The organism is Streptomyces sp. BR1 (assembly GCF_052373795.1).
Taxonomy (GTDB): domain Bacteria; phylum Actinomycetota; class Actinomycetes; order Streptomycetales; family Streptomycetaceae; genus Streptomyces.
On record NZ_CM126252.1, the window covers coordinates 4,740,812 to 4,766,101 of the forward strand.

Sequence of the window (25,290 nt, forward strand, 5' to 3'; positions counted from 1 at the left end):
CCGTCAGCCCCTGCGTACCGTCAGCGTCGTCCAGGCGCCGAGGTGGACCCGGTCGCCGTCCTGGAGCGGGACCGGGACGTATGGCTGGATCGGTTCCTCGGCGCCGTTGATCGTGGTGCCGTTCGTCGAGTTCTGGTCGACGACCGCCCAGCTGCCGTCCGGTTGCTGGACCAGGACCGCGTGCTGGTGCGAGACGCCGGGGTCCTCCGGCGGCACGGCCAGGTCGATGTCCGGGGCCTCACCCGTGGAGTGGCGGCGGCGGCCGATGGTGAGCTGGTTGCCGGTGAGCGGACGCTGCTGCTCCGGCGAGTAAGCGGGCAGGTTCAGGCCCGCGGCCTCCGGGCCGCTGCGCTGCATCATCGCCATGAAGTAGTCGCGGTCCGGGCCGACCGTCACCGTCCAGTTCACCGGCGCGGCCGGCGGGGCCTGGAACTGCTGCTGCGGCGGCGCCGGTACCTGCGCGGGCGGCGGGATCAGCCAGTCGTCGGCCTCGGCCTGCTGCTGCGGCGGCTGCTGGAACGCCGGGGGCGCGGGCGGCCCGGCCTGCTGGAACACCGGCGGGGGCGGCGGCGGTCCCTGCTGGAAGGCGGGCGGCTGCTGCTGCGCGGTGTCCACGCTCGGCGGCGGGGGCGGCCCCTGCCGGAACGACGGCGGGCCCTGCTGGCGCGAGGGGTCGCCGCCGATCGGCTCGGCGGGCCGGTTGACCTGCGAGGGCCGCGAGCTCTGGTACTCGTACGGGTCGCGCTGCTGCTGGGGCGGCGGCGACTGGAAGCCCGGCGGCAGGTTCAGGGCCGGGCCGGGGCTCGGCGACGGGTTAGGCGCCAGCGGCGTGTACGAGGTCGCCGTCTGGGTGAGGAAGTTCCAGCGGCACTCCTCGCAGAAGGGCGTGTTGCCCTCCCGGGGCGTGCGGCACTGCGGGCACAGCTCCGCAGGCGCCGTGGGTGCCTCGGGGCCGGGGTAGCCGTAGCCGCCGCCGGGCGGGGGCGGCGGCCCCTGCCGGAACGCGGGCGGCGGGGGCGGGGGAGGCGGCGGCACGGCGCCCATGCGATGGCCGCAGACCTCGCACCAGTCGTCGGAACCCGACTGGTGTCCGTTCGGGCAGGTCGGCATGGAGTCGCTTCCCCCTCTCCTCGTCCGGCCCGTGGGCCAGGCCACTCAAGTGGTATCGCTGCTGCTCGTACCGCTGGACGCGGTCCTATTTCTTGACGCGAACGGTCTTGGTGGAACGGGTTTCGAGAGTCATCTCGTCCGCCTCCGCGACCTTCGCCTTGAGTCGCACAGTACCCGTCGCCTCGTCGACGACGTCCACCACCTTCGCAAGCAGCTTCGCCGTATCCGCGTTCCCCGAGGCCGCGGCGAGCTGGACGGCCCGGCCGAGCTTGGCGGTCGCGCCGTCGATATCGCCCGACTTGCGGGCATCGAGACCCTGTTGGATGACTTGCGCCAGTTCGGCCTGACCCGTGTAGTGGGCGACCTGGGGGTTGATGGCGGTGGACGCGGCCATGTCCTCGGTCCACACCGCCCGCACCAGACCCTGCGAGAGCGTCTGCGGCGTACCGCCCGCAGGGTCGGGGAGGATCAGCGAGACGCGCGCGGCCAGCATTTCCTGGCCGATTCCGGCCTCCGGAACCTGTACGCACACGTGGTAGTCGCGGGACTCGTCGCCCCATGAGCCGGTCGGGTAGTCCCCGGCGCGCGGGCCCGCCTCGGTGCGCCGGTCCGTCAAGTCCGCCACGGTGGGCGCCACTTGCTTCACGAACTTGATCTCCACGCCGACCGGGGTCCACAGCCGCAGCGCCACGTCCGCGACCTCCTTGCCCATCGCGGTCTCCATCATCCGCGTGAAGTCGGCGGCCAGGCCCGAGGGGTCGGCGACGATGTCGGCGGTGCCGAGCAGCGCCGAGGCGATCTGGGTGACCTCCTTGACCTCCCAGTCGGTCCCCACCCCTCGGGCGTCGCAGGTGAACCGCCCGGCGCAGGCGTCGAGGGCGGCCTGGAGGTCCTGCGGCGACTCGTGTTCGTTGCGGCCGTCGGTGAGCAGGATGCCGTGCCGGATCGGTACGTCGGCGTCATTCAGCAGCCGGTCGGCCAGCTTCAGCCAGGTGCCGATGGCGGTGCCGCCGCCCGCGCTCAGCCGGCGCAGCGCCTCCTTGGCCTGCGAACGGGTCGCCGAATCGGCGGTGGCGAGGCGGCCGTTGCCCGGGTAGACCTCCTTGGCCTGATGGGTTCCGGCCACCACGGCGAAGGCCACGCCGTCGCGCAGGGTGTCGATCGCGGCCGCCGTCGCGTCGCGTGCGTTGCGCATCTTCGTCGGCGGGTAGTCCATCGAACCCGAGCAGTCGACCATGATCACCACGGCGGCGCTGGGCGCCTGGCCCGGTATGTACGAGGGCGACAGCGCGGCCCCGGCCAGCGGGGCGCCACCGACCGTGCCCCCGCCGGTGGACGTCACGGTGACGATCGCGTTGACCTCGCGGCCGCCCTCCGGCAGGTACTCGTTCTGGTAGACCTCGACGGAGAACCGGGGCGCCATGGACTTGGAGAAGTTGGCCATCTGAAAGGCTCCTTGAGGCTTCTGGGCCTGAAGAGAGAAGTGTGGTGGAAACCGGTACGAAGGCCTAGTTGTAGGCGGATCCTGCCCCTGCGGACGGCACCGTGAACGGCAGGACCGCCACTGTTACGTTGTCGTGGCCGCCGCCGTCGAGGGCGTGGCCGACCAGCACCTGGGCGCTGTGCAGCGGCCGTTCGGCGGCGTCCGGCGGCACGGCTCCGGCCATCTCCTCGGCGCCCTCCGCGTAGTTCCACAGCCCATCCGTGCAGACCACGACCACACCGGAGCGGTCCGGTTTGAACGAGGCGGTGTGCGGGTCCAGTTCGTACGCGTCGGCGCCGAGCCAGCCCGTGATCGCGTGCGCCCGCTCGTCCGCGTACGCGTCGGCCTCGCTCATCAGGCCCGCCGCGACCATCTGCGCGGCCCAGGAGTCGTCCTCGGTGAGCCGGGCGGGCGGGGTCGTACGGTCGTCGGGCACCCAGTACGCCCGGCTGTCGCCGACCCAGCCGACCACCAGAAGGCCGCCCGCCGCGATCGCGCCGACCAAGGTGCAGGCGGGCGCGTTCTCATGGCGGTGCGAGTCGTGCTCCATGGCCCGGTGGGGCTCGGTGGCGAGGGAGTTGACCGCCTCGGCGGCGGCCACGATCGCCTCGTGCATCGCCTGCTGGGGATGGGTTCCCTGCGGCAGGGCGTGCAGCAGCGTGTCGTTGGCGCGCGCCGCGGCCGCGGCCGAGGCGTCGTCGGGGCGGGTCGCCGAGGAGACGCCGTCGCAGACGATCGCGACGACGGCGGGCGAGCCGTCCGGCAGCGAGGTCGTGGACAGGGCGAAGGAGTCCTCGTTGCGGTGGTGGCGAAGCCCGCGGTCGCTGACCGCCGCCACCGCGCTCAGCTCCAGCTCCATGTGGTCGCGCTCGCGCGGCTGGGCGTGCCCGCAGTTCTCGCAGTAGCCGTCCGCGTCGACCCGCCCGGCCCGGCAGGCCACACAGACCTTGACGGGCGCCGTGACATGGGTGGCCGGCTCGGGGTCGGCGGCACGGGGGTCCGGCGCGGGCAGCGGGTACTCCTCGGGCTCGGCCTCGGTCCGTACGCCCGAGGGCGGCGCGGAGCCGGTGGCGTCCGGGCCCTCCGCCGCACGCCCGGCGGGCCAGGCCTCGCCCGTCACCGGGCTGCCCAGGACCACGGTCGGGTTGTCCACGGCCGGGCCCGCCACGGGCTCCGCCGACAGGTCGTACCCGCAGCGCCCGCAGAACAGGTCGCCCGACTCCTGCGGCTCCCCGCAGTCGGGGCACGTCGACCCGGCCGCCGGCCGATGCATCTGCGCCATCAATCACACCCACGTCCGGGGGCGGAAACGGTTGGCCCGCTCCACCAGTTCGATCCGCTCGTCGCCGCCGGCGGCGAGCCGGGCGAGCACCCGGTACGAACGCTCCAGGCCGAACCGCAGGCCCCGCTCGTCCAGCTCGCTGCCCAGCAGTATGGCCCCGGCGGACGGCCCGCCCGGGCTCTGGGCGCCCCGGCTCCCGGAGAGTACCCAGTCGAGCGCCGTGCCCAGGACCTCGGTGGCAAGCCGCTCACGGCGCACCGCGTCCAGACCCAGCTTCTGCAGCGCGTCCACCTGGCCCGCCGCCGCCCGCAGGTCGTCCAGGAGCGGCTCGCCCGGGGAGCGCCGCCGCAGCCGCGCCCGTACGGCCGCGACCCGCGCCGCCGTGTAGTGGATCGACGCCTCCGGCACCGACTCCAGGGTGCGCACGGCGGCCGTGCGGTCGCCCGCCGCCAGCTGCACCCGGGCCAGGCCGAACGCGGCGCTGACATAGCTCGGGTCGGTGGTCCACACGAGCCGGTAGTACTCGGCCGCGTTGTCCAGCTGGCCCAGCACCTCCGCGCACACGCCGAGCGCCAGCTTGGGCGCGGGCTCGCCGGGGAAGGCGTCGTAGACCGCGTCGAAGGAGAGCGCGGCGTTCTCGTGGTCGCCGGAGACCAGCGAGGCGACGCCCCGGTACCAGACCACCCGCCAGTCGTCGGGGTGGTCGTGCTCCAGGGACTCAAGGCCCTTGGCGGCGGAGACCAGTTCGCCCATGTCGAGCCGGGCCCGCAGCTCGCGCAGCCGCTTCTCCACGGAGCCCGCGGGCGCGGCCCGCAGCGCGGCGATCAGCTCGGCGGGCGCGGCCGCCATCAGCCCGGCGAGGAACCCCGCGTTGGGGTCGTTCGGGTCCACGTGCGGCACCGGCAGCGCCAGTGAGGTCGCGCCCGCGTCGAGCGCCCTGAGCTGGGCGTCTCCGCCCGCGCCCGTGCCGTACGGGTCGGAACTGCCGCCCACGCGGGGCGCGGGGACGACGGCGGTGGCGGTGCGGGTCGCGGGGGCGGCCGGGGCCGTCGAAGGGGGCAGCGCGGTGGCGGGGGTGGCGGTGACCGCCGCCGGGGAGCCGTTCGCGCGCTTGCGGCCGAGGCGGCTCGGGGGCACCGCGCGGGCGCCGAGCGCCGACACGTCCCCGGTGAGCTCGGCGAACAACTGCGTGTCCGGGACGCGCAGTTCGGTCCCGAACAGGGTCGACAGCGACGGGCGCGGGCGGCCGGTCTGCAGCGCCACGACCTCCCGCAGCACGCCCGTCAGCTGCTCGGCCATCTCCTGCGCGGAGGCGAACCGGCGCGCCGGGTCGGGGTCGGTGGCCCGTACGAGCAGCCGGTAGAACGACTCGTACGTACGGAAGACCTCGATGTTGTCGGGGTCGGGCAGGCTGTCCGCGAAGACGTTGGTGTAGCCCTGGAAGTCGAAGGTGAGGACGGCGAGCGTACGGGCCACCGTGTACAGGTCGGAGGCGACCGACGGGCCGGACTCGGCGACCTCGGGGGCCTGGTAGCCCACCGTGCCGTAGATGGCCGACTCGTCGTCGTCCATCCGGCGCACCGCGCCCATGTCGATCAGCTTCAGCTGGTCCTCGGTCTGGATCGCGTTGTCGACCTTGAAGTCGCAGTAGAGCAGATTGCGGCTGTGCAGATGGCCGAGCGCCTCCAGGGCCTCGATCCCGTACGCGCACGCCTGCTCGACCGGGAGCGGGTCGCGCCTGCCGTCGGTGCCGCGCCGCTCGTTGGCGATCTCCTTGAGCGACTTGCCGCCCACGTACTCCATGACGATGTAGCCGTCCAGGGAGCCGGTGGACTGGTCGAGGTGTTCCACGAAGTTGTAGATGCGGACGATGTTGGAGTGCTCGATCTCGGCGAGGAAGCGGCGCTCGGAGATCGCGGCCGCCATCGCGTCCTGGTCGCCGGTGTCGAGCAGGCCCTTGAGGACCACCCAGCGGTTGGAGACCGCGCGGTCGACGGCGAGGTAGACCCAGCCGAGGCCGCCGTGCGCCAGACAGCCCACCACCTCGTACTGGCCGTGCACGATGTCGCCCTCGTGGAGCTTGGGCACGAACGAGTAAGGGTGGCCGCACTTGGTGCAGAACCCCTCGGTGCGCCCGGCCCGTTCACCGCGCGAGCGGCCGACCGGCGCCCCGCAGTCCGACTTCGAGCAGAATCGCTTCCGCTCGGGGACCTCCGGGTGCTCCATCACGGCCTTCGCCGGGTCGGGGCGGGGCACCCCGGGCACGCTGACGAGCCCGGCGCCGAGTCTGCTGCGCCCCGAACTGCCGGTCGCCGAGCCCGAGCTGCGCACCGAGACCGAACGCGAGCTGCCGGACCCGCCGGTCAGCGAGCGCGACAGGCGCCCGGAGACCGAGCGCCGGGACGTCGAGGACCGCGAGGACGCCTGCGACGAGCGCGAGGAGCCCGCCGAGCGGGCCGACGAGGAGCCGCTTTCCTTCACCCTGCCGCCGGTGATCCCGGTCGCCGGCGAGTTCAGCGTTCCGTTCACCGACACGACCGGCGCCAGGCCGCAGGTGTCGCAGTACAGCTCACCGCCGCCCATGTCCTCGTACGCACCCTCGCAACCGGGGCGCTGGCACTTCTTCTGCTCGCTCATGATTCCCCCCTCTGGTCAACGGGTCCGCTCTGCCTCGGCACCAGCACGTCGGCGGCGGCCTGCTGGTAGCGCAGCACCGCCTGCTCGGCCACGCGCAGATCGCAGGGGGCGGACCACAGCATCCGGCGCGCCGCGTCGTACCGCTCGATGAGCAGCGGGTCCTCGGCCATGCCGTGCCGGGCGACCTTCGCCTTGTACGCGTCCAGCCTGCCGCGCAGCTCCGCGCGGACCGCCAGCGGCGCGGTGACGGCCGTCAACGACTCGCGGGCGCGCAGCAGTTCGTCCTCGGCCTCCCGCTCAAGCGATTCCAGCAGCGGCGAGAGCCGGTGCCACTGCGCGTGTCTGCGGTACTCGGCGGCGGCCACCAGGCGCTCCTGGAGCGCGGTCGGCGGCCCGCTCACCGCGGGCACCTCGGACGCGGCGATCTTCGCCAGTACCTCGCCGCGCGCGGACCGCGCCTCGGTGAGCGTACGGTCCGCGCGCGAGAGCACGTCCCGCAGCCGTACGAGCCGCATCTCGGCATCCTGGCGCACCGTCAGAACGGCTTCGATCTCCCGGCGCACCTCGTCGAGGGCGCGGGCGGCCCGGTCGTAGCGCTCGGTGTCCGGGCGCCCGCCCCCCGGCGCCGAACTGCCGGGCGCGGACAGCCAGAACGCCAGCGGGTCCGAGACCACCTGGGCGCGCAGCACCGTCAGCTCCTCGGTGATCGACTCCAGGTCGTCGCCCGACGGATGCTCCCCGGGGCGCACGCCCACCGAGTGCGCCAGACTCCGGGTGCGGTGCAGCTCGGCCGCGAGCAGGTCTATCCGGGCCGGCAGCGCCGACCACACCGCGTCGGCCGCGACCACCAGGTCGAGCGAGCTCGCGTACAGCTCGTTCATCCGGCCGACCAGCTTCTCCAGCGTGAACGACTCGGTGAGCCGGGCCGGGCCGGTGATCGAGGCCGCGGCCTGCGCCGATCCGGCGACCGTCACGGACTCGCCGAGCAGCCGCTCGGTGAGGTCGAGCAGATCCTCGCGGGACGGCCAGCGGCGCCGCTCGCGCAGCTCACGCGCCGCGTCCACGGCCGCCTTGTACGCGTCGAAGTACGTCCACAGCAAGGAGATCGACTGCTCGGCCGCCGCCCAGCGCTCCCGGGTGACCCCGGTCAGCTCGGCGCCTTCGAGCAGCCGTCTGCCCGCGTGGTCCTGGAGCGCGAGCAGCGAGGTCTCGATCGCCTCGTGCTCGGCGTCGAGCCGGGACAGCGCCCGGTCCACCTCGTCCCGGTCGAGCACCGGCCGGGCGGGCCTCCCCGAGGAGGAGCCGGGGAAGGATCCCGCGCCCATCGATCACCTCTCTGCTCCGCGTTCACCGCGCTGGTACGACACCGGTGCCGATCCGGTTGCTACGAACGGTACTTGGGCTCGGGTGGCCCGGTGATGCCGGGCAGGTCGGCGGCGAGCCACTTGCGGTACGCCGTCATCCAGGGACTGCCCTCGCCGCCGTTGCGGTAGTCCACCAGGACCTGGTTGATCCGCCGGACGAGGTCCGTGCTGTCCAGGTTGGTGGCCACTCCGTAGTACTCCGGGGCCAGCGGGACGCCCTTGAGCTGGACCGTCGGGTCCTGCGCGGCCTGGCTCGCGGCGAGCGCGCTGTCCGTGACCACCGCGTCGGCGAGGCCCAGCTGCAGGCGCACCAGGCAGTCCAGCTGGTTGGGCACGGTCTGGTTCTTGTAGACGGCGCCGTTCGACTCCTTCTCCAGGGCGTCGAACGCGGTCGAGCCGCTCGCCACGCAGACCTTCTTGCCGTTCAGCGTGGAGTTGAAGCCCGTGATCGGCGACTCCTTGGGCGCGAGCACCTGCTGGCCGACCGTGAAGTACGCCGAGGAGAAGGCGACCTGGCCGATCCGCTTGCAGGTGATGGTCATCGTCCGTACGACGACGTCGACCTGCTTGTTCTGGAGCGCCGGGATGCGCTGACTGGTGGGGATGGCGCGGTAGATGACCGCGTCCGGGTCGCCCAGGATGTTCTTGGCGATCGCCCGCACCAGATCGATGTCGAAGCCCTCCAGCTCCCCGGTGTTCGGGTTGCGGTAGCCCCAGCGGAAGCTGTTCTGGTCGACGCCCGCGACCAGCTTTCCGCGCTTCTTGATCTCCGCGATGCTCGGCCCGTCGGCGCTCGACGCGGGCAGGCTGGCCTCGGGGTCCTTGCAGGTGTCGGCCTTCGCCTGGACGCCCTGCGCCACACCGGACCCGCCGACGTGCGTGCTGTCCTCGCCCGCCCCGTGCCGCGACAGCGGAACGAGCAGCGAAGCGGCGGCGGCACAGGCCAGGGCCATCCCGCCGACGCCGCCCCACCCGCGGAGCCTGCCGTTCCTGTTCATCGCGCCTCCTCCCAGGACCGCTGTGCCGCTCGGGCCGGTGTTCCCCTGTACCCCACGGTGCTCACCTGTACTCCGCGAGCCTGCGGCTGACGCCGACACCGGCCGCCGCGGCGCCGAGCACCGCGAGGACGGCCGCGCCCAGCGGAAGCCCGGTCAGCGCGCCCTTGCCGTCCGAGGCGGCCCGGGTGAACTCGCTCTGCTCATGGCCGATCGCCTTCTCCAGGGCCGCGTCGACCCGGTCGAAGGACTGGCCGGTGGAGCCGGTCTCGCCGATGACCTGCTTCAGCGCGCCGTCGTAGTCGCCGCTGTCGTCGGTCGTACGCGCCGTGGCGTGCCGCTGCTGCCACTCGGTGACGCTGCTCTGCGCGTCCGAGACCGGGGTGCGCCCCGAGCTGTCGTCGGCGAGCTTGTCGGCCGAGCCGAGCTGGGCCACGAGGTTCTTCATCTCCGCCTTGTAATCAGCGTCGTACTTGTCCTTGCCGTCCGCGGTGAGGACGGCCCCGCGCGCCACCAGCGTCAGGTTCTCGTTGGCACGGGCCTGCAGCGAGTTGATCCGGGCGTCGTTGAGCACCTTCAGCGACTCCTGGCCGTGCGAGCGCGAGGTCGAGAGGTCACTGGAGGCCACCGCGTGCGCCGCGACCAGCCACAGCAGGACGACCACCGAGGCGGCGCTGGCCGCGAGCAGCCCCTGGTTGAAGACCCGGTTCGTCCGGAGATAGTTGCGCCGCTGGGCCCAGAAGAGCCCGCCGAGCGCGAGCACGCCGACCGCGAGCGCCGCGTACGGCCAGGTCTCCGCCTGGTCGTAGTCGTCGTAGAGCCGCCCGGTCTCCGCCGCGTACAGCGTGTGGGCGGCGGGCAGCAGGTCGTTGGTCATCTTCTCGTTGGCGTAGCGCAGATAGGCGCCGCCGACCGGGAAGCCCTGCCGGTTGTTGGCGCGGGCCTGCTCTATCAGCCCGTTGTAGACCGGCAGTTGCTCGTTGAGCTGGGCGATGGACTGGGCGGAGCCGGACGAACCCGTGGTGTTGGCGGCGGCCTTGACGAGCAGCTTGGACGCGGTGGCGATGTCCGCCTCGTACCGGAGGCGCACGTCGTGCGGCTCCTTCGCGCCCGCGAGGAAGCCGCTGGCGGCGGCGGTGTCCGCGTCGGCGAGCGAGCGGTAGATGGAGGCCGCGTCCGCGCTCAGCGGCTGGCTGCGGCTCACCACGTCGTCGGCCGCGGCCGCCCGGTCGGTGACCTCCCAGGCGGTGACCGCGCCGAACGCCACGACGAGCAGCGCCACGACCGTCCCGACGATCCACAGGCGGCCCGGTTCCGTGGTCGCGGCCGCCCGCAGCCGCTCGCGCGCCTCGGCCCAGCCGCCCCGGCGCGGGGCGGGAGGCTGCGCGGGATACGCCGGTGCCGATGTCCGTGCCGTCGCCGACGCCTCGTCAGGTGCGCGCGTGTTCGGCGGGTGTGCCACTAGACCTCCCCCTCGGTCACCCAGTGCCTGGTCAGCAGTATGGACGCAGGGACCGGCCACGACACAAGGGCTGACCTGATCTTGTTACCCGCCCGCCCCGCCCCTGTCCCTCTCCGCCATCCCGTTCCCCACCGCATACTTCCCCCTCATGTATACGCCGATGGCACCCATTCGGTTCCCTTCTGGGCGTACGGATAAGGGGGCTTCGTACACCTAGACGTACTGCCGACGCAGCCGTTCGAGCACTTCCTCCCCGGCGCCGATGACATCGAGCCCCAGCAGCCCCGCCCCGAGCACCGGCGACGCCGCGACGACCAGCGGCACCGCCTTCGGGGCGCGGGCCGCCAGCAACTCCCGTACGCCGTCGTCCAGTTGGGGATGGCGCGCGGCGAGCACGCTGCCGCCGAGCAGGACCGGGGTCTCCTCGTCGAGCAGGCCGAGGCGGTCCAGGGCCACCACCGCGAGCGCGACGATCTCCTCGGCCTGCCGGTCCACCAGCGCCCGCGCGATGCGGTCACCGGCCGCCGCGACCGCGAACAGGACCGGCGCGAGCTCATGCCTGCGCGCGGCCGGTACGCGCTCCAGGTGCAGCGCCTCGATCAGGGCGTACATGGAAGGCAGTCGGAAGTGCGCGGGCAGCGCGCGGGCCAGCGCGGTGGGCTCGCCCCGCCCGTCCTCGGCGCGCGCGGCGAACCACAACGCCTCCTCCGCCAGACCCCCGCCGCCGCCCCAGTCGCCGGAGAGCTTGCCGATCGCGGGGAAGCGGGCGGTGCGGCCGTCCGGCGTCATCCCGACGCAGTTGATGCCCGCCCCGCACACCACCGCCACCCCGCGCGGCTCGGCCCCGCGCGGCAGTCCGGCCCGCAGGATCGCGAAGGTGTCGTTGTACACCTGCACGCTCCCGCCCCAGCTCCGGTCGGTCAGGGCCTCGGCCAACTCCCGCTCCTCGACCGGCAGATCGGCGTTGGCCAGGCACGCCGACACATGGTCGACGGCGACCGGGCCGCTGTGCCCGGCGTCCTCCCAGGCCGCCTCGACCGCCTGCGCCAAGGTGTCCACCGCCGCCTTCACCCCCACGGCCGGGGGACGGAACCCGCCGCCCCGGGCCGTGCCCAGGACGGTGCCGTCCGGGCCGATCAGGGCGACGTCGGTCTTGCTGTTGCCGGCGTCGATCGCCAGCACACTCATACCCACGAAAGGTGCTCCCGGTTGTGCGCGAGGAGCCGGTCGGTCAGGCCCTCGGCGTAGTCGTACTGGCCCACCAGCGGATGCGCGAGCAGCGCCCGGAAGACCCGGTCGCGCCCGCCGCGCAGCGCGGCTTCGAGCGCCAGGTCCTCGTACGCGGTGACGTTGGCGATGAGCCCCGCGTACAGCGGGTCGAGCCCGGGCACGGCCAGCGGCACCGGTCCGTCCTTGTCGACCCGCGCCTGCACCTCGATCACCGCGTCGTCGGCGAGGAACGGCAGGGTGCCGTTGTTGTACGTGTTGACGACCTGCACCGGGCTGCCGCCGTTGCCCAGCAGCGAGGCCGCGAGGTCGACGGCCGCCTCCGAGTAGAAGGCGCCGCCGCGCTTGGCCAGCAGCTCCGGCTTCTCGTCGAGCGCCGGGTCCGCGTACATGTCCAGCAACTGCCGCTCCATGGCCGCCACTTCGGCCGCCCGCGACGGCTTGGTGGCGAGCTCGCGCACCACCGCGTCGTGGGCGTAGAAGTAGCGCAGATAGTACGAGGGGACGACGCCGAGGCGGTCCAGGAGCGTGCGGGGCAGGCGCAGGTCGTCCGCGACCGCGTCGCCGTGCTCGGCGAGCAGCCTCGGCAGCACGTTCTCGCCCCCGGGGCCGCCGAGGCGTACGCCCAGCTCCCAGGTGAGGTGGTTGAGGCCCACGTGGTCCAGATGCACCTCGCCCGGCGCGACATCGAGCAGCGCCGCGAACTTGCGCTGGAAGCCGATGGCGACGTTGCAGAGCCCGACGGCCTTGTGCCCGGCCTGGAGCAGCGCGCGCGTGACGATGCCCACCGGGTTGGTGAAGTCGATGATCCAGGCGTCCGGGTTGGCGCGCCGCACCCGCTCGGCGATGTCCAGGACCACCGGAACGGTCCGCAGCGCCTTGGCGAGCCCGCCCGCGCCCGTCGTCTCCTGCCCCACGCAGCCGCACTCCAGCGGCCAGGTCTCGTCCTGCTCGCGGGCCGCCTGGCCGCCGACGCGCAGCTGGAGCAGCACCGCGTCGGCGCCCTGCACGCCCGCGTCCAGATCGGAGGTCGTGGTGATCTTCCCGGGATGGTCCTGCCGGGCGAAGATGCGCCGGGCGAGGCCGCCGACCAGCTCCAGGCGGTCGGCCGCCGGGTCCACCAGGACCAGCTCACTGATCGCCAGCGTGTCCCGCAACCGCGCGAAGCCGTCGACGAGTTCGGGGGTGTAGGTGGATCCGCCCCCTACAACTGCGAGCTTCATAACAGACGTCAGCCCTTCACTCCGGTCAGTGTGACACCCTCGACGAACGCCTTCTGGGCGAAGAAGAAGACGAGGATGACAGGGGCCATGACCAGAACGGTCGCGGCCATGGTCAGGTTCCAGTCGGTGTGGTGCGCGCCCTTGAAGGACTCAAGGCCGTACGACAGGGTCCAGGCGCCCGGGTTCTCCGAGGCGTAGATCTGCGGTCCGAAGTAGTCGTTCCAGGCGTAGAAGAACTGGAAGAGCGCGACGGCGGCGATGCCGGGCTTGGCCATCGGCACCACCACCCGCAGCAGTGTCCGCAGCTCCCCGCAGCCGTCGACCTTCGCCGCGTCCAGGTACTCGTTGGGGATGGTCAGCAGGAACTGGCGCAGCAGGAAGATGGAGAACGCGTCGCCGAACGCCATCGGGACGATCAGCGGCCACAGCGTGCCCGACAGGTCGAGCTGCTTCGCCCAGAACAGGTACATCGGAATGATGATGACCTGCGGCGGCAGCATCATCATCGAGATGACCAGCATCATCGACAGATTGCGGCCCCGGAAGCGGAACTTGGCGAGCGCGTACGCCACCGGCAGGGACGACACCACGGTCAGCACCGTGCCGAGTCCCGCGTAGAGCAGGGTGTTGCGCCACCAGGTCAGAAAGCCCGGGGTGTCGAAGACCTTCTTGTAGTTGGACCACTCCCAGTGGTGTGGGATCAGGTCGCGGGTCAGCGTCTGCTGGTCGTCCATCAGCGAGGTGAGGACGAGGAAGACGAACGGCAGCACGAAGAAGAGGGCCGCCGCCACGCCCAGCGCGTGCACCGCGATCCACTGCAGGACCGCCTTGCGGCGGGCCACCCGGGCCGCCGGGGTGTCGGCGGACGCCGTCGTCGGCGGGTGGGCCAGATCGGTCGTCGCCATGTCAGTCACCTGCCTGGATCAGTCCGCCGCGGCGCCGCATCAGCAGGGCGGTGAAGGCCATGGAGAGGGCGAAGAGCACCAGCGCGACCACGCACGCGGAGCCGTACTCGAAGCGCTGGAAGCCCAGGTTGTACACCAGTTGGGGCAGGGTCAGCGTCGACTTGTCCGGGTAACCGGGCTCGAACTGCTGCCCGGAGTTGCCGATGATCCCGGAGGCGACCTTCCCGGCCACCAGCGGCTGGGTGTAGTACTGCATGGTCTGGATGATCCCGGTCACCACCGCGAACATCACGATGGGCGAGATGTTCGGGAGCGTCACGAACCGGAACCGCTGCCAGGCCGAGGCCCCGTCGAGCTCGGCGGCCTCGTACTGCTCCTTCGGTACGTCGAGCAGCGCGGCCATGAAGATGACCATCAGGTCGCCCACCCCCCACACCGCCAGCATGGTGAGCGCGGGCTTGGACCAGGCGGGGTCGGTGAACCAGTCGGGCGCGGGGACGCCGAGGCCGGTCAGGACCGAGTTGACCGGTCCCGTACCGGGGTTGAGCAGGAAGACGAAGCCGAGCGTGGCGGCGACCGGGGGCGCGAGGTACGGCAGATAGAACAGCGTCCGGAAGACCCCGACACCCGTCTTGATCTTGGTGACGAGCATGCCGATGCCCAGGCCGAAGACGACCCGGCAGGTGACCATCACGAGCACCAGCCACAGCGTGTTGCGCAGCGCGGGCCAGAACAGCGGGTAGTCGTTGAAGACGTACGACCAGTTCTTCAGGCCCGTGAAGGAGGGGGCCGCGAAGCCGTCGTAGTCGGTGAAGGAGAAGTAGACCGTGGAGAGGAGCGGGTAGGCGAAGAAGACGCCGAAGCCGATCAGCCACGGCGACATGAAGGCCAGGGTCCGCAGCGCGGCCCGGCGGCGCTTGGCGCGCAGGGTGTACGTACTCATGGGATCGACCGGTCCCGCTTACTTCGCCTGGGCGATCGCGGAGTCGATCTCCCGGGCGGTGCTCTCCAGACCGGCCTTGATGTCGCTCTGCTTGCCCTTCTCGACGTCGTAGCCGAGGTTCTGCAGGGAGAGCAGGTACTGGCCGCCGTTGACGGAGGCGGGGGTGGTCGTCGAGTCCGGGTTCTGCGCGATGTCCAGGAACGTCTTGAAGCGCGGGTCGTACTTCAGGTTCGGCGACTTCAGCGCGTCCAGGGTGGACGGCACGTTGTGGATGGCGTTGGCGAAGTTCACCACCGCGTCCGTATTGGTGGCCATGAACTTGACCAGCTCCCACGCGGCGTTCTGCTTGGCGGAGGTGGCGGGGATGCCGACGATGGTGCCGGTGACATAGCCCTTGCCGGCCGTGGCCGCCTGGTCGTCCGGCACGGGCAGCGGGGCGACGCCGATCTCGAACTTCGGCTTGGCCTCCTCGGCCATCGCCAGGCGCCACTCGCCGTCCATCTGCATGGCGACCTGGCCCAGGTGGAAGGGGTGCTTGGCGCCGAACTCGTCGCCGAAGCCGGTCCGGAACCTCTCCAGCTTCTGGAACCCGCCCAGGTCGTCCACCAGCTGCTTCTGGAAGGCGAGCTGCTTGGCGAAGGCCGGGTCCTTGGCGATGTTCGACTTGCCGCTGGAGTCGAAGTACGTGGGCGACCACTGCGCGAGGTAGTGCTCGGTCGTCGACTCGTAGCCGTGGTAGGTCGGCATGAAGCCCAGCTGCTCGTACGAGTCGCCCTTGGGCTTCGTCAGCAGCTTGGCGTCCTTGGCGAACTCGCTCCAGGTCTTGGGCGGTTCGGCGATCCCGGCCGCCTTGAAGGCGTCCTTGTTGTAGTAGAGCGCGTACGCGTCGCCGAGCAGCGGCAGTGTGCAGCGCTTGCCCTCGAACTGGGTGTACTCGTTCATCGCCTTGGGGAACGTCTTGGCGGGGTCGATCCTGTCCTTCTTGAGGAAGGCGTTGAGATCGACGAAGGCGTGCGACGAGCAGAACTTGCCGACGTTGTTGGTGGTGAACGAGGAGACCACGTCCGGCGCGCTGGAACCGCCCGCGCGCAGCGCCTGGTTGATCTTGTCGTCGTTGATGTTGCCGACGACCTTCACATGGATGTTGGGGTGCGCCTTCTCGAAGGCGTCCACGTCCGCCTGGATCGCCTTGACCTCGTCGGGGGCGCTCCACCCGTGCCAGAAGGTGATCGTCGTCTCCTTGGACGGGTCGTCCTTGGCGGAGGAGGTGCTCTGGCCCGTACAGGCGGACGCGAACAGGGCGATGGAGGCGGACGCGGCGAGCGCGGCGGCCGCCTTCCGGTTCCGGCGGATTGCGGACATGGCGAAGTCTCCCGGGGCAGGGTCGGGGGTGGGGGCAGGACGGGGTGGGGCGGGGTTCAGCGGGGTTGAGCAGGCGGGTTTTCAGCGCGAGGTGTCGAAGACCTCGTCACGGGTGGTGGCGAGGGCGCTCTCCAACGCGCCGCGCAGCACCGGGTGCCGGTCGACCTCGCCGATGACGAGCCGGGGCCGGGAGGCGGCCAGCTCGCCCAGCTCGGTCTGCACGAGCTCGCGCAGCGGCTCGCCCCCGGCGGCGATCAACGCACCGGAGAGGACGACGAGTTCGGGGTCGAGCACGGCGACCAGGGAGGCGAGACCGGTGGCGAGGCCGGTCGCGAACGTTTCGAGGAGCTGACGGTACGGGCCCTCGTCGGCCTCGGCCGCGCGCGCGACCAGCGCGACGGCGACCTCGATGGGGGTGCCGCCGGGGATGTCGGGCACACCGAACTCACGGGCCAGCCGGGGCACCACCTGCCCGCCGGCCAGCTCCTGGAAGCCGCCGCTGTTGGCCTTGGTCACATGGCGTACGAGCGGGGCGCCCGGCACCGGCAGGAAGCCGACCTCGCCCGCGCCGCCGGTGAAGCCCCGGTGCAGCCGCCCGCCGATGACGAGGGCCGCGCCGAGCCCGCCCTCGTTCCAGAGCAGCACGAAGTCGTCGTGGCCGCGGGCCGCGCCCAGGCGCTGCTCGGCGATGGCGGCGAGGTTGACGTCGTTCTCGTACTCGACCGGCATGGGCAGCGCGGCGGCGAGCTCGTCGAGCAGCGCGGGGGAGTGCCAGCCGGGCAGATGGGAGGCGTAGCGAAGGCGGCCGGTGCCGGGGTCGAAGGCGCCGGGGGTGCCGATGACGACGCGGTGCAGGTCCGAGCGGACCAGGTGGGCGGCCTTGACGGCCCCGTCGAGGGCGTCGGTGACCTGGCGCGCCACGGACTCGGCGGCGCGCCGCCCGGGCGTGCGCACCTCGAACTCGCCGACCACGTCCCCGGTGACATCGGCGACGGCGGCGCGGATGCGCTCGGGCGTGACATCGAGCCCGGCGACGTGCGCGGCCCGCGAATTGACCGCGTACAGCTGGGCGTTGGGGCCCGGTCGTCCCTCGGTGGTGCCGGTCGCGACGACGAGCCCGGCGGCTTCGAGGCGCGCGAGCAGCTGCGAGGCGGTGGGCTTGGAGAGCCCGGTGAGCTTCCCGATCCGGGTGCGGGACAACGGCCCGTGCTCCAGCAGGAGATCGAGGGCGGCGCGGTCGTTCATGGCGCGGAGTACGCGCGGAGTTCCCGGGGTAGTACCCGCCACGACGCTTGCACCTGCCTTCGGCTGGGGCCCGCCGCGTCTCGCTGCTGCGGGGAGCACTGTTAGGAAAGTTTCCTATTCGGTTGGGAGGACGGTAGGCCGCACGTCAGGGCCCCGTCAATGGTCTGACCCCGGGCGGCAATCATTCCGTTACCTCGGGTCGATCGCCCCAAACCGATGTCACATACGCGCCCGGGCCCGGGCTCTCAGGATGCGACGGGGCGCGGCAAAGGGCGCCCCCGCCGGACCTGACCGGTGGGGGCGCCCTTGTGCGTACGGATTACTTCGACAGGCTCGGGCCCGGCGGTATCTCGGCCGTGGCCAGGGACTGGGGGGACGTCGGGTTGCCCAGGGCCGAGGGGGCGGCCATGGACGCCGTCGGGTCCGCCGTGGCGGCGGTCTCCGTCAGGGGCGGGCCGCCCACGATGCGGATGCCCGCCGCGTCGAACGCCTCCTTGATGCGCCAGCGCAGTTCGCGCTCGACACCCACCGCCTTGCCCGGCATCGTCTTCGCCGAGATACGGATGACCATCGACTCGAGCAGCACCTCGTTGAGGCCCAGGATCTCCACCGGGCCCCACAGCCGCTCGTTCCACGGCTCGTCCTTGGTCATGGAGTCGGTCGCCTCGGCGATCACCGCGCGGACCCGGCCCAGGTCCTCGCTCGGGCGGACCTGGACGTCGACGGAGGCCGTCGCCCAGCCCTGGCTGAGGTTGCCGATCCGCTTGATCTCTCCGTTGCGTACGTACCAGATCTCACCGTTGTCGCCGCGCAGCTTCGTCACGCGCAGGCCCACCTCGACGACCTCGCCGGAGGCCACGCCCGCGTCGATCGAGTCGCCGACTCCGTACTGGTCCTCCAGAATCATGAAGACACCGGACAGGAAGTCCGTGACGAGGTTGCGCGCGCCGAAACCGATCGCCACACCCGCGACACCCGCCGACGCCAGCAGCGGCGCCAGGTTGATGTTGAGGACGCCCAGGATCATCAGGGCCGCCGTGCCCAGGATCAGGAAGGACGCGACCGAGCGCAGGACCGAACCGATCGCCTCCGAGCGCTGGCGGCGGCGCTCGGCGTTGACCAGGAGGCCGCCGAGCGCGGTGCCCTCCACGGCCTGGGCGCTGCGGTTCATCCGGTCTATGAGCTTGGTGAGCGCCCGGCGTATGAGCACCCGCAGGACCGACGCGATGATCAGGATCAGCAGGATGCGCAGGCCGATGGCGAGCCACGTCGACCAGTTCTGCTCGACCCAGCCGGCGGCCTCGGTGGCCGACTTCTGGGCGTTGTCGAGGGTGGGGGTGGTCGTCGGACCGGTGGGATCGGCGGACGGGGATCCGGCGGCCAGTACGGCGGGCCAGTGCACGGCGGGAACCTCCAGGACTTGCGCTGCCGACAGTGCGACGGCAGGCCAACCACACTAACGGGGCAACCCATGTGCTTCGGTGCCGTGTTCGAGGGAGAGACGGACCGGACCTGGGGATGTAGGGGAGTGTGGTCGAAAACACTTCCAGCCCGTTACCCGGACGTGGTGGCGTTTCGACCAGGCATGAGGAGAGACTGAAGGCAGATCGTCCCGGCGCGAGCCACGCGCCGCCGGCGTACAAGGAGGCATCCACCGTGCCGCACGTCCTGGTCCTCAACGCGTCGTACGAGCCCCTCGGCGTCGTACCGCTCCGCCGCGCGCTCGTCCTCGTGCTCGAAAACAAGGCAGTCTGCCTAGAGGAATCCGGCGCCTTCATGCATAGCGCGACCCGTGCCGTCCCCGCGCCCAGCGTGGTCCGGCTGAAGAGATTCGTACGGGTCCCCTACCGGGGGCCCGTTCCGCTGACCCGCCGTGCGCTCTTCGCACGGGACGGCGGGCGCTGTATGTACTGCGGTGGCGTCGCAACCAGCGTCGACCACGTCATCCCGCGCAGCCGTGGTGGTCTGCACGTCTGGGACAACGTGGTGGCCGCGTGCCGCCGCTGCAACCACGTCAAGGCCGACCGTCACTTGTTGGAGCTCGGCTGGCGCCTGCGGCATCAGCCCGCGCCGCCCAGTGGGCTGGCCTGGCGCATCATCGGTACGGGGCATCGGGATCCGCGATGGCTTCCGTACCTTCAACCGTTCGGGGCGGATGATGCTCTGGCCCGGATCGATGGCATTTCTGCCTGATTCCGGGCCATTTTTGTCGGGCGTGGGGTTTGTCTGCGGGCCGGTGGGGGCTTGTCGCGCCCGCGCGGCGGAGCCGCAAATGTCACAGCCCCGCGCCCCTTGAAAGCCTGGCGGCGCGGGCAACCTACTGCGCTACTGCGTACGCCTCCACCGACCACAGTGAGTAGCCGTACGGGGTTGCCCGTGTGACGCCCTGGACTCTTATGAAGCGGGCGTCGCGTGCGTCCATCCGCACCGCCTCTCGGCCGCCCCTGCCGTCTCGGATCGTTGCCGCCGTGCGCCAGGTGCGGCCGTCGGGGGAGGTCTGGATGGTGTACGCGCTCGCGTAGGCGTCCTGCCAGTTCAGGACCACCAGGCCGACGCGGCTGCGGGCCGGGAGTTCGGCCTGCCACCAGGCGTTGTCGACCGCCGGGGACGACCAGCGCGTGGACGGGTCGCCGTCGGCCGCCGCGCGGGCCGGGAACGCGGGAGTCTCGTCGCCCGAGGACGACGCTGCCGCGCCCGCGATCAGGTCGGGGCCCACCGTACGCGGATACGCCTTCACGGTCAGGGTCCGCTCCTGCCCGGCGAAGGAGACCGGCACGCGGTACTCGCCCGCGGGAGTGCCCGGCGCCACCGTCACCTCCACCGGCACCGTCGAAGTGGCCCCGCGCGGCACCGTGGCCGAGCTGGGGGCCGTGACGGTGATGCCTCGGGGAGCGCGTGCGGTGAGCGTGCCCTGTACGTCACCGGGGCGCGTCGACGTCAGCACCGCCGCGACCCGCTGCGGCTTGCCGCCGATCTCCGCGTCCGTCGCGTCCTTCGCCAGCTCGAAGCGGGCGCGCGGCTCGTCCGCGAACCACGGGATCAGATGCCGTACGGATCGTACGGAGTCGGCGGGCCCGGTGACGCGGACGGCGTCGGCGAGGACGCCACCGGCGGGGGCCTGTGTCCAGCCGTCGCCCGACAGCGGCCCGACGCTGCGCCAGCCCTGACCCGGCACATGCACCTGCACCAGCGCCCCGCCCTCGGCCCAGGGCACGCGCGCGTCGGCGAGGACGGGGCCGGGGCCGACGACCGGGGCGGCCGGGGCGCCCGTCGTGGCCCAGGCGGGCGGACCCGAGCCGGGGCCCACGGCGGGGCCTGGGCCGAAGCCCGCGTCGTCCATGACCGTCAGCGCCTCCACGGGGCGCACCCGCCCGAGGCCCACGGTGTACGCGTCCGGCGACACGGTGACGTTCCCGGCCGGGCGGTCCGCGCCCGTCCAGGCCGCCGACGCGTCGGCCGCGCGCGCCAGGAACGCGTCCAGGACCCCCTTGCCGACCGTGGCCGTCCCGGTCGCGGCGCTCTGCCGCAGCGGCTCCAGGGCGAGCGAGGCCTTCCAGGCGGCCGCACCCCGGCCGTGGGCCTGCGCCTGGAGCATGTCGACGGCGGCCTCCCCGGCCCGGCCGTACCGCGAGAGCCGGTCGGACCAGGGGCGGACCTCGTCGGCCAGCGCGCTGTCGGCGGCGAGCCGGTCGGGCGTCTGGCGCATCACCGTGAACGCCGAGCGCAGCCGTGCGGCGGCCCCGTCCCGTACTGATGGATCCGCCGAGCCGCGCGACTGCCAGAACGCGTCCAGGAGCGGGCGCAGATAGGCCGACTCGGCGCTGCTGAGCACCGACGAGGAGTCGTTGCCTGCCAGCGCGGTCAGCGCCTCGCGCACCGGCGCGTCGCCGTCCGCCAGATCCGCGATCGCGGCCCGCCAGGACGCCTCGGGCTCGTAACCCTGCGGGTTCCAGGCGTAGTCGGCGGCCGTGAACAGCGGGATGCGGGAGGCCGACGCCTGCTCCATGGCGTTGGCGAGCAGCGCCGCCGAGCCGGTCGCGACGGCGGGCTCGCGGCCGGTGTACGGGCCGAGGAAGATCCGGCCGGGCGCCCAGTCGTTGACCGGGTAGTTGTCCATCGTCACCAGCGGATGCCCGAACGCGGCCCGCGCGCCCGCGAGTTCGCGCCCGGTGATGGTGCGCGGCACCACCCCGACACCCGTCCAGGCGACCTGTACGCGCGCGTCGAGCCCGTCCGCGAGCGCGCTGCGGTACGTGGTGGTGCCGTCCTGGTAGTACTCCGTCGGCATCAGCGACAGCGGCTGCGAGCCGGGGTAGCGATCGGCGAGGTGGGCGGCGACGGCGTTCGCCACGCGCGCGTGGGCGCGGGCGGCGGCGGCCGGGCCCTTCCCGAACGTCTTCTTGTCCTGCCCGCAGTGCCACTCGCTGTAGCTGACGTCCTGGAACTGGAGCTGGAAGGCGCGCACGCCGAGCGCCCACATCGCGTCGAGCTTGCGCACCAGCGCCTTGACGTCGCCGTCCGAGGACAGGCACATCTCCTGGCCGGGCGCGACCGCCCAGGCGAGCGTCACATGGTTGGCGGCGGCGCGGGCGGCGAGCGTACGGAAGGCGGCGCGCTGGTCGGCCGGGTACGGGTCGCGCCACTGGGTCTGGCGGTACGGGTCGTCGCCGGGCGCGTACATGAACCGGTTCTGCTTGGTGCGCCCCATGAAGTCCAGCTGCCCGAGCCGCTGTTCGGGCGTCCAGGGCTGCCCGTAGAAGCCTTCCGTGGTGCCGCGCACGGCGGTGGCGGGCCAGTCCCGCACGCTCACGCCGGGCACGGTCGCGTCCCCGCGCGCGTCCTTGCCGACGAGCTGACGCAGCGTCTGCACGGCGTGGAAGAGGCCGTCGTCGCCGACGCCGTCGATGGCGACGGTGTCCCGCCCGCCGACCCGGCCGACCCCGATCCGGTAGCCGCCCGACGGCAGATCCCCGCGCTCGGGGACCCGCAGGGCGCGCAGCGCGTCCTGCGCGCCCGCCCCGCCCACCACGAACACCGGCCCGTTGCCCGCTGGGGGTCCCCCCTGCTCCTCAAGAGCTTGGGGGACGTCGTGGATCGTGGTGACTCCGGCCTGGTCGAGTACGTCGCCGAGCGCGGACACCGCGTACGGGTCGGCGCCGGGGTCCGCGATCACCACGGCCTCGCTGCCCAGGCTCAGCCCGGTCCCGGACCGCTTCACCGACTGCGGCCGGGGCCAGACGGCCGGGACGGAGTCCTGTCCGGCGCCCTGGGACGGGCCGGTGGTGGGCTGGTCGGGCGCCCAGGGTCCGGTGGGAGCCGCGAGTGCGCCGGGGGCCGCGCCGAGGAGCCCACCGATCACGGCCACCGCGAGAGCCGTCGCCCGCCTACCGCGCCCGAACCGCACGCCATCTCCTCGCCTCGGCACCGCTTTTGCGGCCGCCCGCGCCACAACCCGCCCCGAGCCCACCACCCCCGGTGCGAGGGTGTCAATGCGGGTGACTGTTGTGCCGGAATTGCCCCCTCCGGTGATCGTTCACGAGCGGAGAAACGTGTCGCCGCGGCGAACGCGCAGTGACGACCGTGACCCGCCTCACGTTGTACGGATGGGAGCCCGCCCACGGGGTAGGGCTGCTGTGTCCCCCGTTGCCGACACTCCGTGGAGCCCCCGTGGCCCTCTCCGCCCTCGAACAGCCCCTGACCAGCGAACCTCCGCTGGCCGACGCCGAACCGCTCACCAGCGAGCCGCCGTTGACCGAGGCGGCGCCCCTGACCAGCGAGCCGACCCCGGTGGCCGGGCCAGCCGGAGCCTGACGATGACCCTCGCCCGGCTCGCCGCGCTGCACGGCGTCGCCACGTCGTACGACCCGTCGCCGGACCGTACGGTTCCGGTCGCGGACGCCACGGTCGTCGCGGTCCTGGCCGCGCTGGGCGTGGACGCGGCGACCCCCGAGGCGGTGGCCACCTCCCTTGCGGTGGCCGAACTGGCCGAGGCGGAACGCCTGTTGCCCCCCACGGTGGTCCACTGGCACACCCCGGGCCCACCGTCCCCGCCCCCGGCCCTCGCGACCCTGCCCCCGGGCACGACGATCCGCGTCGAGGCGGAGGACGGCGGGGAGACGCGGTGGGTGACGCCGGAGGCGGCGGAGCCACCGGGACCGGGTGAGGCATCGGCACGCGCCGGGCGGGATGCGCAGCCCGAGCCACCACCCGCCGGGCCGCCGGGATCGGCCGAACCACCGCCCGGAACTCCCTGGCCCGCCCTCCCCCTCGGCGTCCACCGTGTCACCGCCCGCACCCCCGACGGCCGCGTCGCGCGCGCCACGCTCGTCGTCGCGCCCGCCCGCACCCCGCAACCCCCCGCCCGCACCCATGGGTTCCTGGTGCAGCTGTACTCGCTGCTCTCCGCCCGTTCCTGGGGCATGGGCGACCTCGGGGACCTCGCAGAGGCCGCCGCGTGGGCGGGGCGGGCCGTGGGGGCCGGGTTCCTCCAGATCAACCCGCTGCACGCGGCCGTCCCGGGCGCCCCCACCGACCCCTCGCCCTACCGCCCCTCCTCCCGCCGCTTCCCCGACCCCGTACACCTGCGGATCGAGGACGTCGCCGAGTACGCGTACGTACGCGACAGGCGGCGGCTCGACGAGCTCCTCAAGGCGGCCGACGTGCTGCGCCAATCCGTTCTGCACGACGGTGAGTTGATCGATCGGGACGCGGTGTGGGCGCTCAAGCGGGAAGCCCTTGAGGAGATCGCGCGCGTACCGCTGGCGCCCGGTCGAAGGGCCGCGTACTGCGACTATCTGGCGCAGCAGGGGCAGGCGCTGGAGGACCACGCCACCTGGTGCGCGCTCGCCGAGCGGTACGGGTCCGACTGGGCGCGGTGGCCGCAGGGGCTGCGCGACCCGCGCTCGGCCGCCACCGCGCGCGCCCGCCGCGAGCTCATCGACCGCGTCGACTTCCACACCCGCCTCGCCTGGCTCACCGACACCCAGCTCGCCGCCGCCCAACGGGCCGCCCGCGAGGCCGGGATGGCGGTCGGGCTCGTCCATGACCTCGCCGTCGGTGTGCACCCGGGCGGCGCCGACGCCTGGGCGCAGCAGCGCACCTTCGCCCGGGGCATGTCGGTGGGCGCGCCGCCCGACGCGTTCAACGCGCGAGGCCAGGACTGGGGCCTGCCGCCCTGGCGCCCTGATGTCCTGGCCGCGACCGGCTACGCCCCGTACCGAGGGCTCCTGCGGAACCTGCTGCGGCACGCGGGCGCGCTGCGGATCGACCACGTCATGGGCCTTTTCCGGCTGTGGTGGGTCCCGCAGGGCCAGGAGCCGACCGCCGGGACGTACGTCCGTTACGACGCCGAGGCGATGCTCGCCGTCCTCGTCCTGGAGGCGCACCGCGCCGGGGCCGTCGTCATAGGGGAGGACCTGGGCACGGTCGAGCCCGGAGTACGGGAGGCGCTCGGCAGGCGCGGGGTGCTCGGCACCTCGGTGCTCTGGTTCGAGCGCGACTGGGGCGGCACCGACCGGCCACTGCCCCCCACCGCCTGGCGCGAGGCGTGCGTCGCCACCGCCACCACGCACGACCTGCCGTCCACGGCCGCCCGGCTCACGGGCGAACACGTGGGCCTGCGCCACCGCCTCGGCCTGCTCACCCGCCCGCTCGCCGAGGAACAGGCCGAGGACGCGGCCGAGGTGGGGGAGTGGCTGGCCTATCTCGCCCGGCTCGGGCTGCTGCCGGAGGGCGCCCGGGGCGAGGAGGGCGCGGTCCGGGCCGTCTACCGGTTCCTGCTGCGCACGCCCGCCCGGATGGTCGGGGTCTGGCTGCCGGACGCGGTGGGCGACCGCCGCCCGCAGAACCTGCCGGGCACCTGGGACCAGTACCCCAACTGGCGCCTGCCCGTGGCCGGCCCCGACGGCCGCCCGCTGACCCTGGAGGACCTGGTCTCCTCACCCCGGCTGCACGGCCTGATGCGGGTGTTCACCGGTGACGCGCGCACCGCCGGGACGGGCGCGCGGACTCATACGGCACCCCCGGGCGCGCGCCCCACTTAGGCGTTCGCTA

At 72.8% G+C, this 25,290-nt stretch carries 18 protein-coding genes; 3 read left to right on the top strand and 15 right to left on the bottom strand.

Annotated elements, in window-relative coordinates; genetic code table 11:
• Nucleotides 1-3: 3 nt before the first annotated feature.
• The 14 genes from ACT1U9_RS20600 to ACT1U9_RS20665 form a co-directional block, all read right to left on the bottom strand.
• Nucleotides 4-1,110: an FHA domain-containing protein gene (locus ACT1U9_RS20600; RefSeq protein WP_444534158.1), complete on the bottom strand. Its 1,107-nt coding sequence runs from the start codon at nt 1,108-1,110 to the stop codon at nt 4-6.
• An 85-nt stretch (nt 1,111-1,195) separates the two neighbouring features.
• Entirely contained in the window at nt 1,196-2,554 is a 1,359-nt protein-coding gene (locus tag ACT1U9_RS20605; protein WP_444534159.1) for a vWA domain-containing protein, read from the bottom strand.
• A 64-nt stretch (nt 2,555-2,618) separates the two neighbouring features.
• Nucleotides 2,619-3,875, bottom strand: coding sequence for a PP2C family serine/threonine-protein phosphatase (locus ACT1U9_RS20610; RefSeq protein WP_444534160.1), 1,257 nt, complete (start codon nt 3,873-3,875; stop codon nt 2,619-2,621).
• 3 nt (nt 3,876-3,878) lie between these two features.
• Complete coding sequence (locus ACT1U9_RS20615) at nt 3,879-6,512, bottom strand: tetratricopeptide repeat protein (RefSeq protein WP_444534161.1); 2,634 nt, start codon at nt 6,510-6,512, stop codon at nt 3,879-3,881.
• A complete protein-coding gene (locus ACT1U9_RS20620; protein ID WP_444534162.1) occupies nt 6,509-7,837 on the bottom strand; it encodes a hypothetical protein in 1,329 nt (442 codons plus the stop codon). The genes ACT1U9_RS20615 and ACT1U9_RS20620 overlap by 4 nt, the downstream gene beginning before the upstream one ends.
• 59 nt (nt 7,838-7,896) lie before the next feature.
• Entirely contained in the window at nt 7,897-8,874 is a 978-nt protein-coding gene (locus ACT1U9_RS20625) for a glutamate ABC transporter substrate-binding protein (protein ID WP_444534163.1), read from the bottom strand.
• 61 nt (nt 8,875-8,935) lie between these two features.
• Nucleotides 8,936-10,333, bottom strand: a complete 1,398-nt coding sequence (locus tag ACT1U9_RS20630; RefSeq protein WP_444534164.1) for a hypothetical protein — start codon at nt 10,331-10,333, stop codon at nt 8,936-8,938.
• A gap of 213 nt (nt 10,334-10,546) precedes the next feature.
• Nucleotides 10,547-11,521, bottom strand: coding sequence for an N-acetylglucosamine kinase (locus ACT1U9_RS20635; protein ID WP_444534165.1), 975 nt, complete (start codon nt 11,519-11,521; stop codon nt 10,547-10,549).
• Entirely contained in the window at nt 11,518-12,783 is a 1,266-nt protein-coding gene (locus tag ACT1U9_RS20640) for a 6-phospho-beta-glucosidase (RefSeq protein ID WP_444534166.1), read from the bottom strand. Before ACT1U9_RS20640 ends, ACT1U9_RS20635 begins: the two co-directional genes overlap by 4 nt.
• A gap of 8 nt (nt 12,784-12,791) precedes the next feature.
• Nucleotides 12,792-13,688, bottom strand: coding sequence for a carbohydrate ABC transporter permease (locus ACT1U9_RS20645; RefSeq protein WP_444534167.1), 897 nt, complete (start codon nt 13,686-13,688; stop codon nt 12,792-12,794).
• 1 nt (nt 13,689) lies between these two features.
• Nucleotides 13,690-14,631, bottom strand: a complete 942-nt coding sequence (locus ACT1U9_RS20650) for a carbohydrate ABC transporter permease (protein ID WP_444534168.1) — start codon at nt 14,629-14,631, stop codon at nt 13,690-13,692.
• A gap of 18 nt (nt 14,632-14,649) precedes the next feature.
• Nucleotides 14,650-15,993: an ABC transporter substrate-binding protein gene (locus ACT1U9_RS20655; protein ID WP_444534169.1), complete on the bottom strand. Its 1,344-nt coding sequence runs from the start codon at nt 15,991-15,993 to the stop codon at nt 14,650-14,652.
• 81 nt (nt 15,994-16,074) lie between these two features.
• The gene (locus tag ACT1U9_RS20660; protein WP_444534170.1) at nt 16,075-17,280 is read right to left on the bottom strand and encodes an ROK family transcriptional regulator; all 1,206 of its coding nucleotides are present in this window, start codon (nt 17,278-17,280) and stop codon (nt 16,075-16,077) included.
• A gap of 277 nt (nt 17,281-17,557) precedes the next feature.
• The gene (locus ACT1U9_RS20665; protein WP_444534171.1) at nt 17,558-18,640 is read right to left on the bottom strand and encodes a mechanosensitive ion channel family protein; all 1,083 of its coding nucleotides are present in this window, start codon (nt 18,638-18,640) and stop codon (nt 17,558-17,560) included.
• 254 nt (nt 18,641-18,894) lie between these two features.
• Between ACT1U9_RS20665 and ACT1U9_RS20670 the strand changes: the two genes are divergently transcribed.
• Nucleotides 18,895-19,431: an HNH endonuclease gene (locus ACT1U9_RS20670; RefSeq protein ID WP_188278129.1), complete on the top strand. Its 537-nt coding sequence runs from the start codon at nt 18,895-18,897 to the stop codon at nt 19,429-19,431.
• 124 nt (nt 19,432-19,555) lie between these two features.
• On the opposite strand, the gene ACT1U9_RS20675 is transcribed toward ACT1U9_RS20670, so the two are convergent.
• Nucleotides 19,556-22,642 (bottom strand): beta-N-acetylglucosaminidase domain-containing protein, encoded by a 3,087-nt coding sequence (locus ACT1U9_RS20675; protein WP_444534172.1) that lies wholly within the window; start codon nt 22,640-22,642, stop codon nt 19,556-19,558.
• 227 nt (nt 22,643-22,869) lie between these two features.
• Here ACT1U9_RS20675 and ACT1U9_RS20680 point away from each other — a divergent pair, with 227 nt between their 5' ends.
• Both ACT1U9_RS20680 and malQ read left to right on the top strand, forming a co-directional pair.
• The gene (locus ACT1U9_RS20680; protein WP_444539204.1) at nt 22,870-23,049 is read left to right on the top strand and encodes a hypothetical protein; all 180 of its coding nucleotides are present in this window, start codon (nt 22,870-22,872) and stop codon (nt 23,047-23,049) included.
• Nucleotides 23,050-23,051: 2 nt separating this feature from the next.
• Nucleotides 23,052-25,280 carry a 4-alpha-glucanotransferase gene (gene malQ / locus ACT1U9_RS20685; RefSeq protein ID WP_444534173.1) on the top strand — a complete coding sequence of 743 codons (2,229 nt, stop codon included), beginning with the start codon at nt 23,052-23,054 and terminating at the stop codon, nt 25,278-25,280.
• Nucleotides 25,281-25,290: the final 10 nt, after the last annotated feature.

What these genes read in the sequence shown, in the direction of transcription:
- ACT1U9_RS20635 (WP_444534165.1), bottom strand. Translation starts at nt 11,521, where the DNA reads ATGAGTGTGCTGGCGATCGACGCCGGCAACAGCAAGACCGACGTCGCC.
- ACT1U9_RS20655 (WP_444534169.1), bottom strand. Translation starts at nt 15,993, where the DNA reads ATGTCCGCAATCCGCCGGAACCGGAAGGCGGCCGCCGCGCTCGCCGCG.
- malQ (WP_444534173.1), top strand. Translation starts at nt 23,052, where the DNA reads ATGACCCTCGCCCGGCTCGCCGCGCTGCACGGCGTCGCCACGTCGTAC.
- ACT1U9_RS20600 (WP_444534158.1), bottom strand. Translation starts at nt 1,110, where the DNA reads ATGCCGACCTGCCCGAACGGACACCAGTCGGGTTCCGACGACTGGTGC.
- ACT1U9_RS20605 (WP_444534159.1), bottom strand. Translation starts at nt 2,554, where the DNA reads ATGGCCAACTTCTCCAAGTCCATGGCGCCCCGGTTCTCCGTCGAGGTC.
- ACT1U9_RS20650 (WP_444534168.1), bottom strand. Translation starts at nt 14,631, where the DNA reads ATGAGTACGTACACCCTGCGCGCCAAGCGCCGCCGGGCCGCGCTGCGG.
- ACT1U9_RS20625 (WP_444534163.1), bottom strand. Translation starts at nt 8,874, where the DNA reads ATGAACAGGAACGGCAGGCTCCGCGGGTGGGGCGGCGTCGGCGGGATG.
- ACT1U9_RS20615 (WP_444534161.1), bottom strand. Translation starts at nt 6,512, where the DNA reads ATGAGCGAGCAGAAGAAGTGCCAGCGCCCCGGTTGCGAGGGTGCGTAC.
- ACT1U9_RS20610 (WP_444534160.1), bottom strand. Translation starts at nt 3,875, where the DNA reads ATGGCGCAGATGCATCGGCCGGCGGCCGGGTCGACGTGCCCCGACTGC.
- ACT1U9_RS20640 (WP_444534166.1), bottom strand. Translation starts at nt 12,783, where the DNA reads ATGAAGCTCGCAGTTGTAGGGGGCGGATCCACCTACACCCCCGAACTC.
- ACT1U9_RS20645 (WP_444534167.1), bottom strand. Translation starts at nt 13,688, where the DNA reads ATGGCGACGACCGATCTGGCCCACCCGCCGACGACGGCGTCCGCCGAC.
- ACT1U9_RS20620 (WP_444534162.1), bottom strand. Translation starts at nt 7,837, where the DNA reads ATGGGCGCGGGATCCTTCCCCGGCTCCTCCTCGGGGAGGCCCGCCCGG.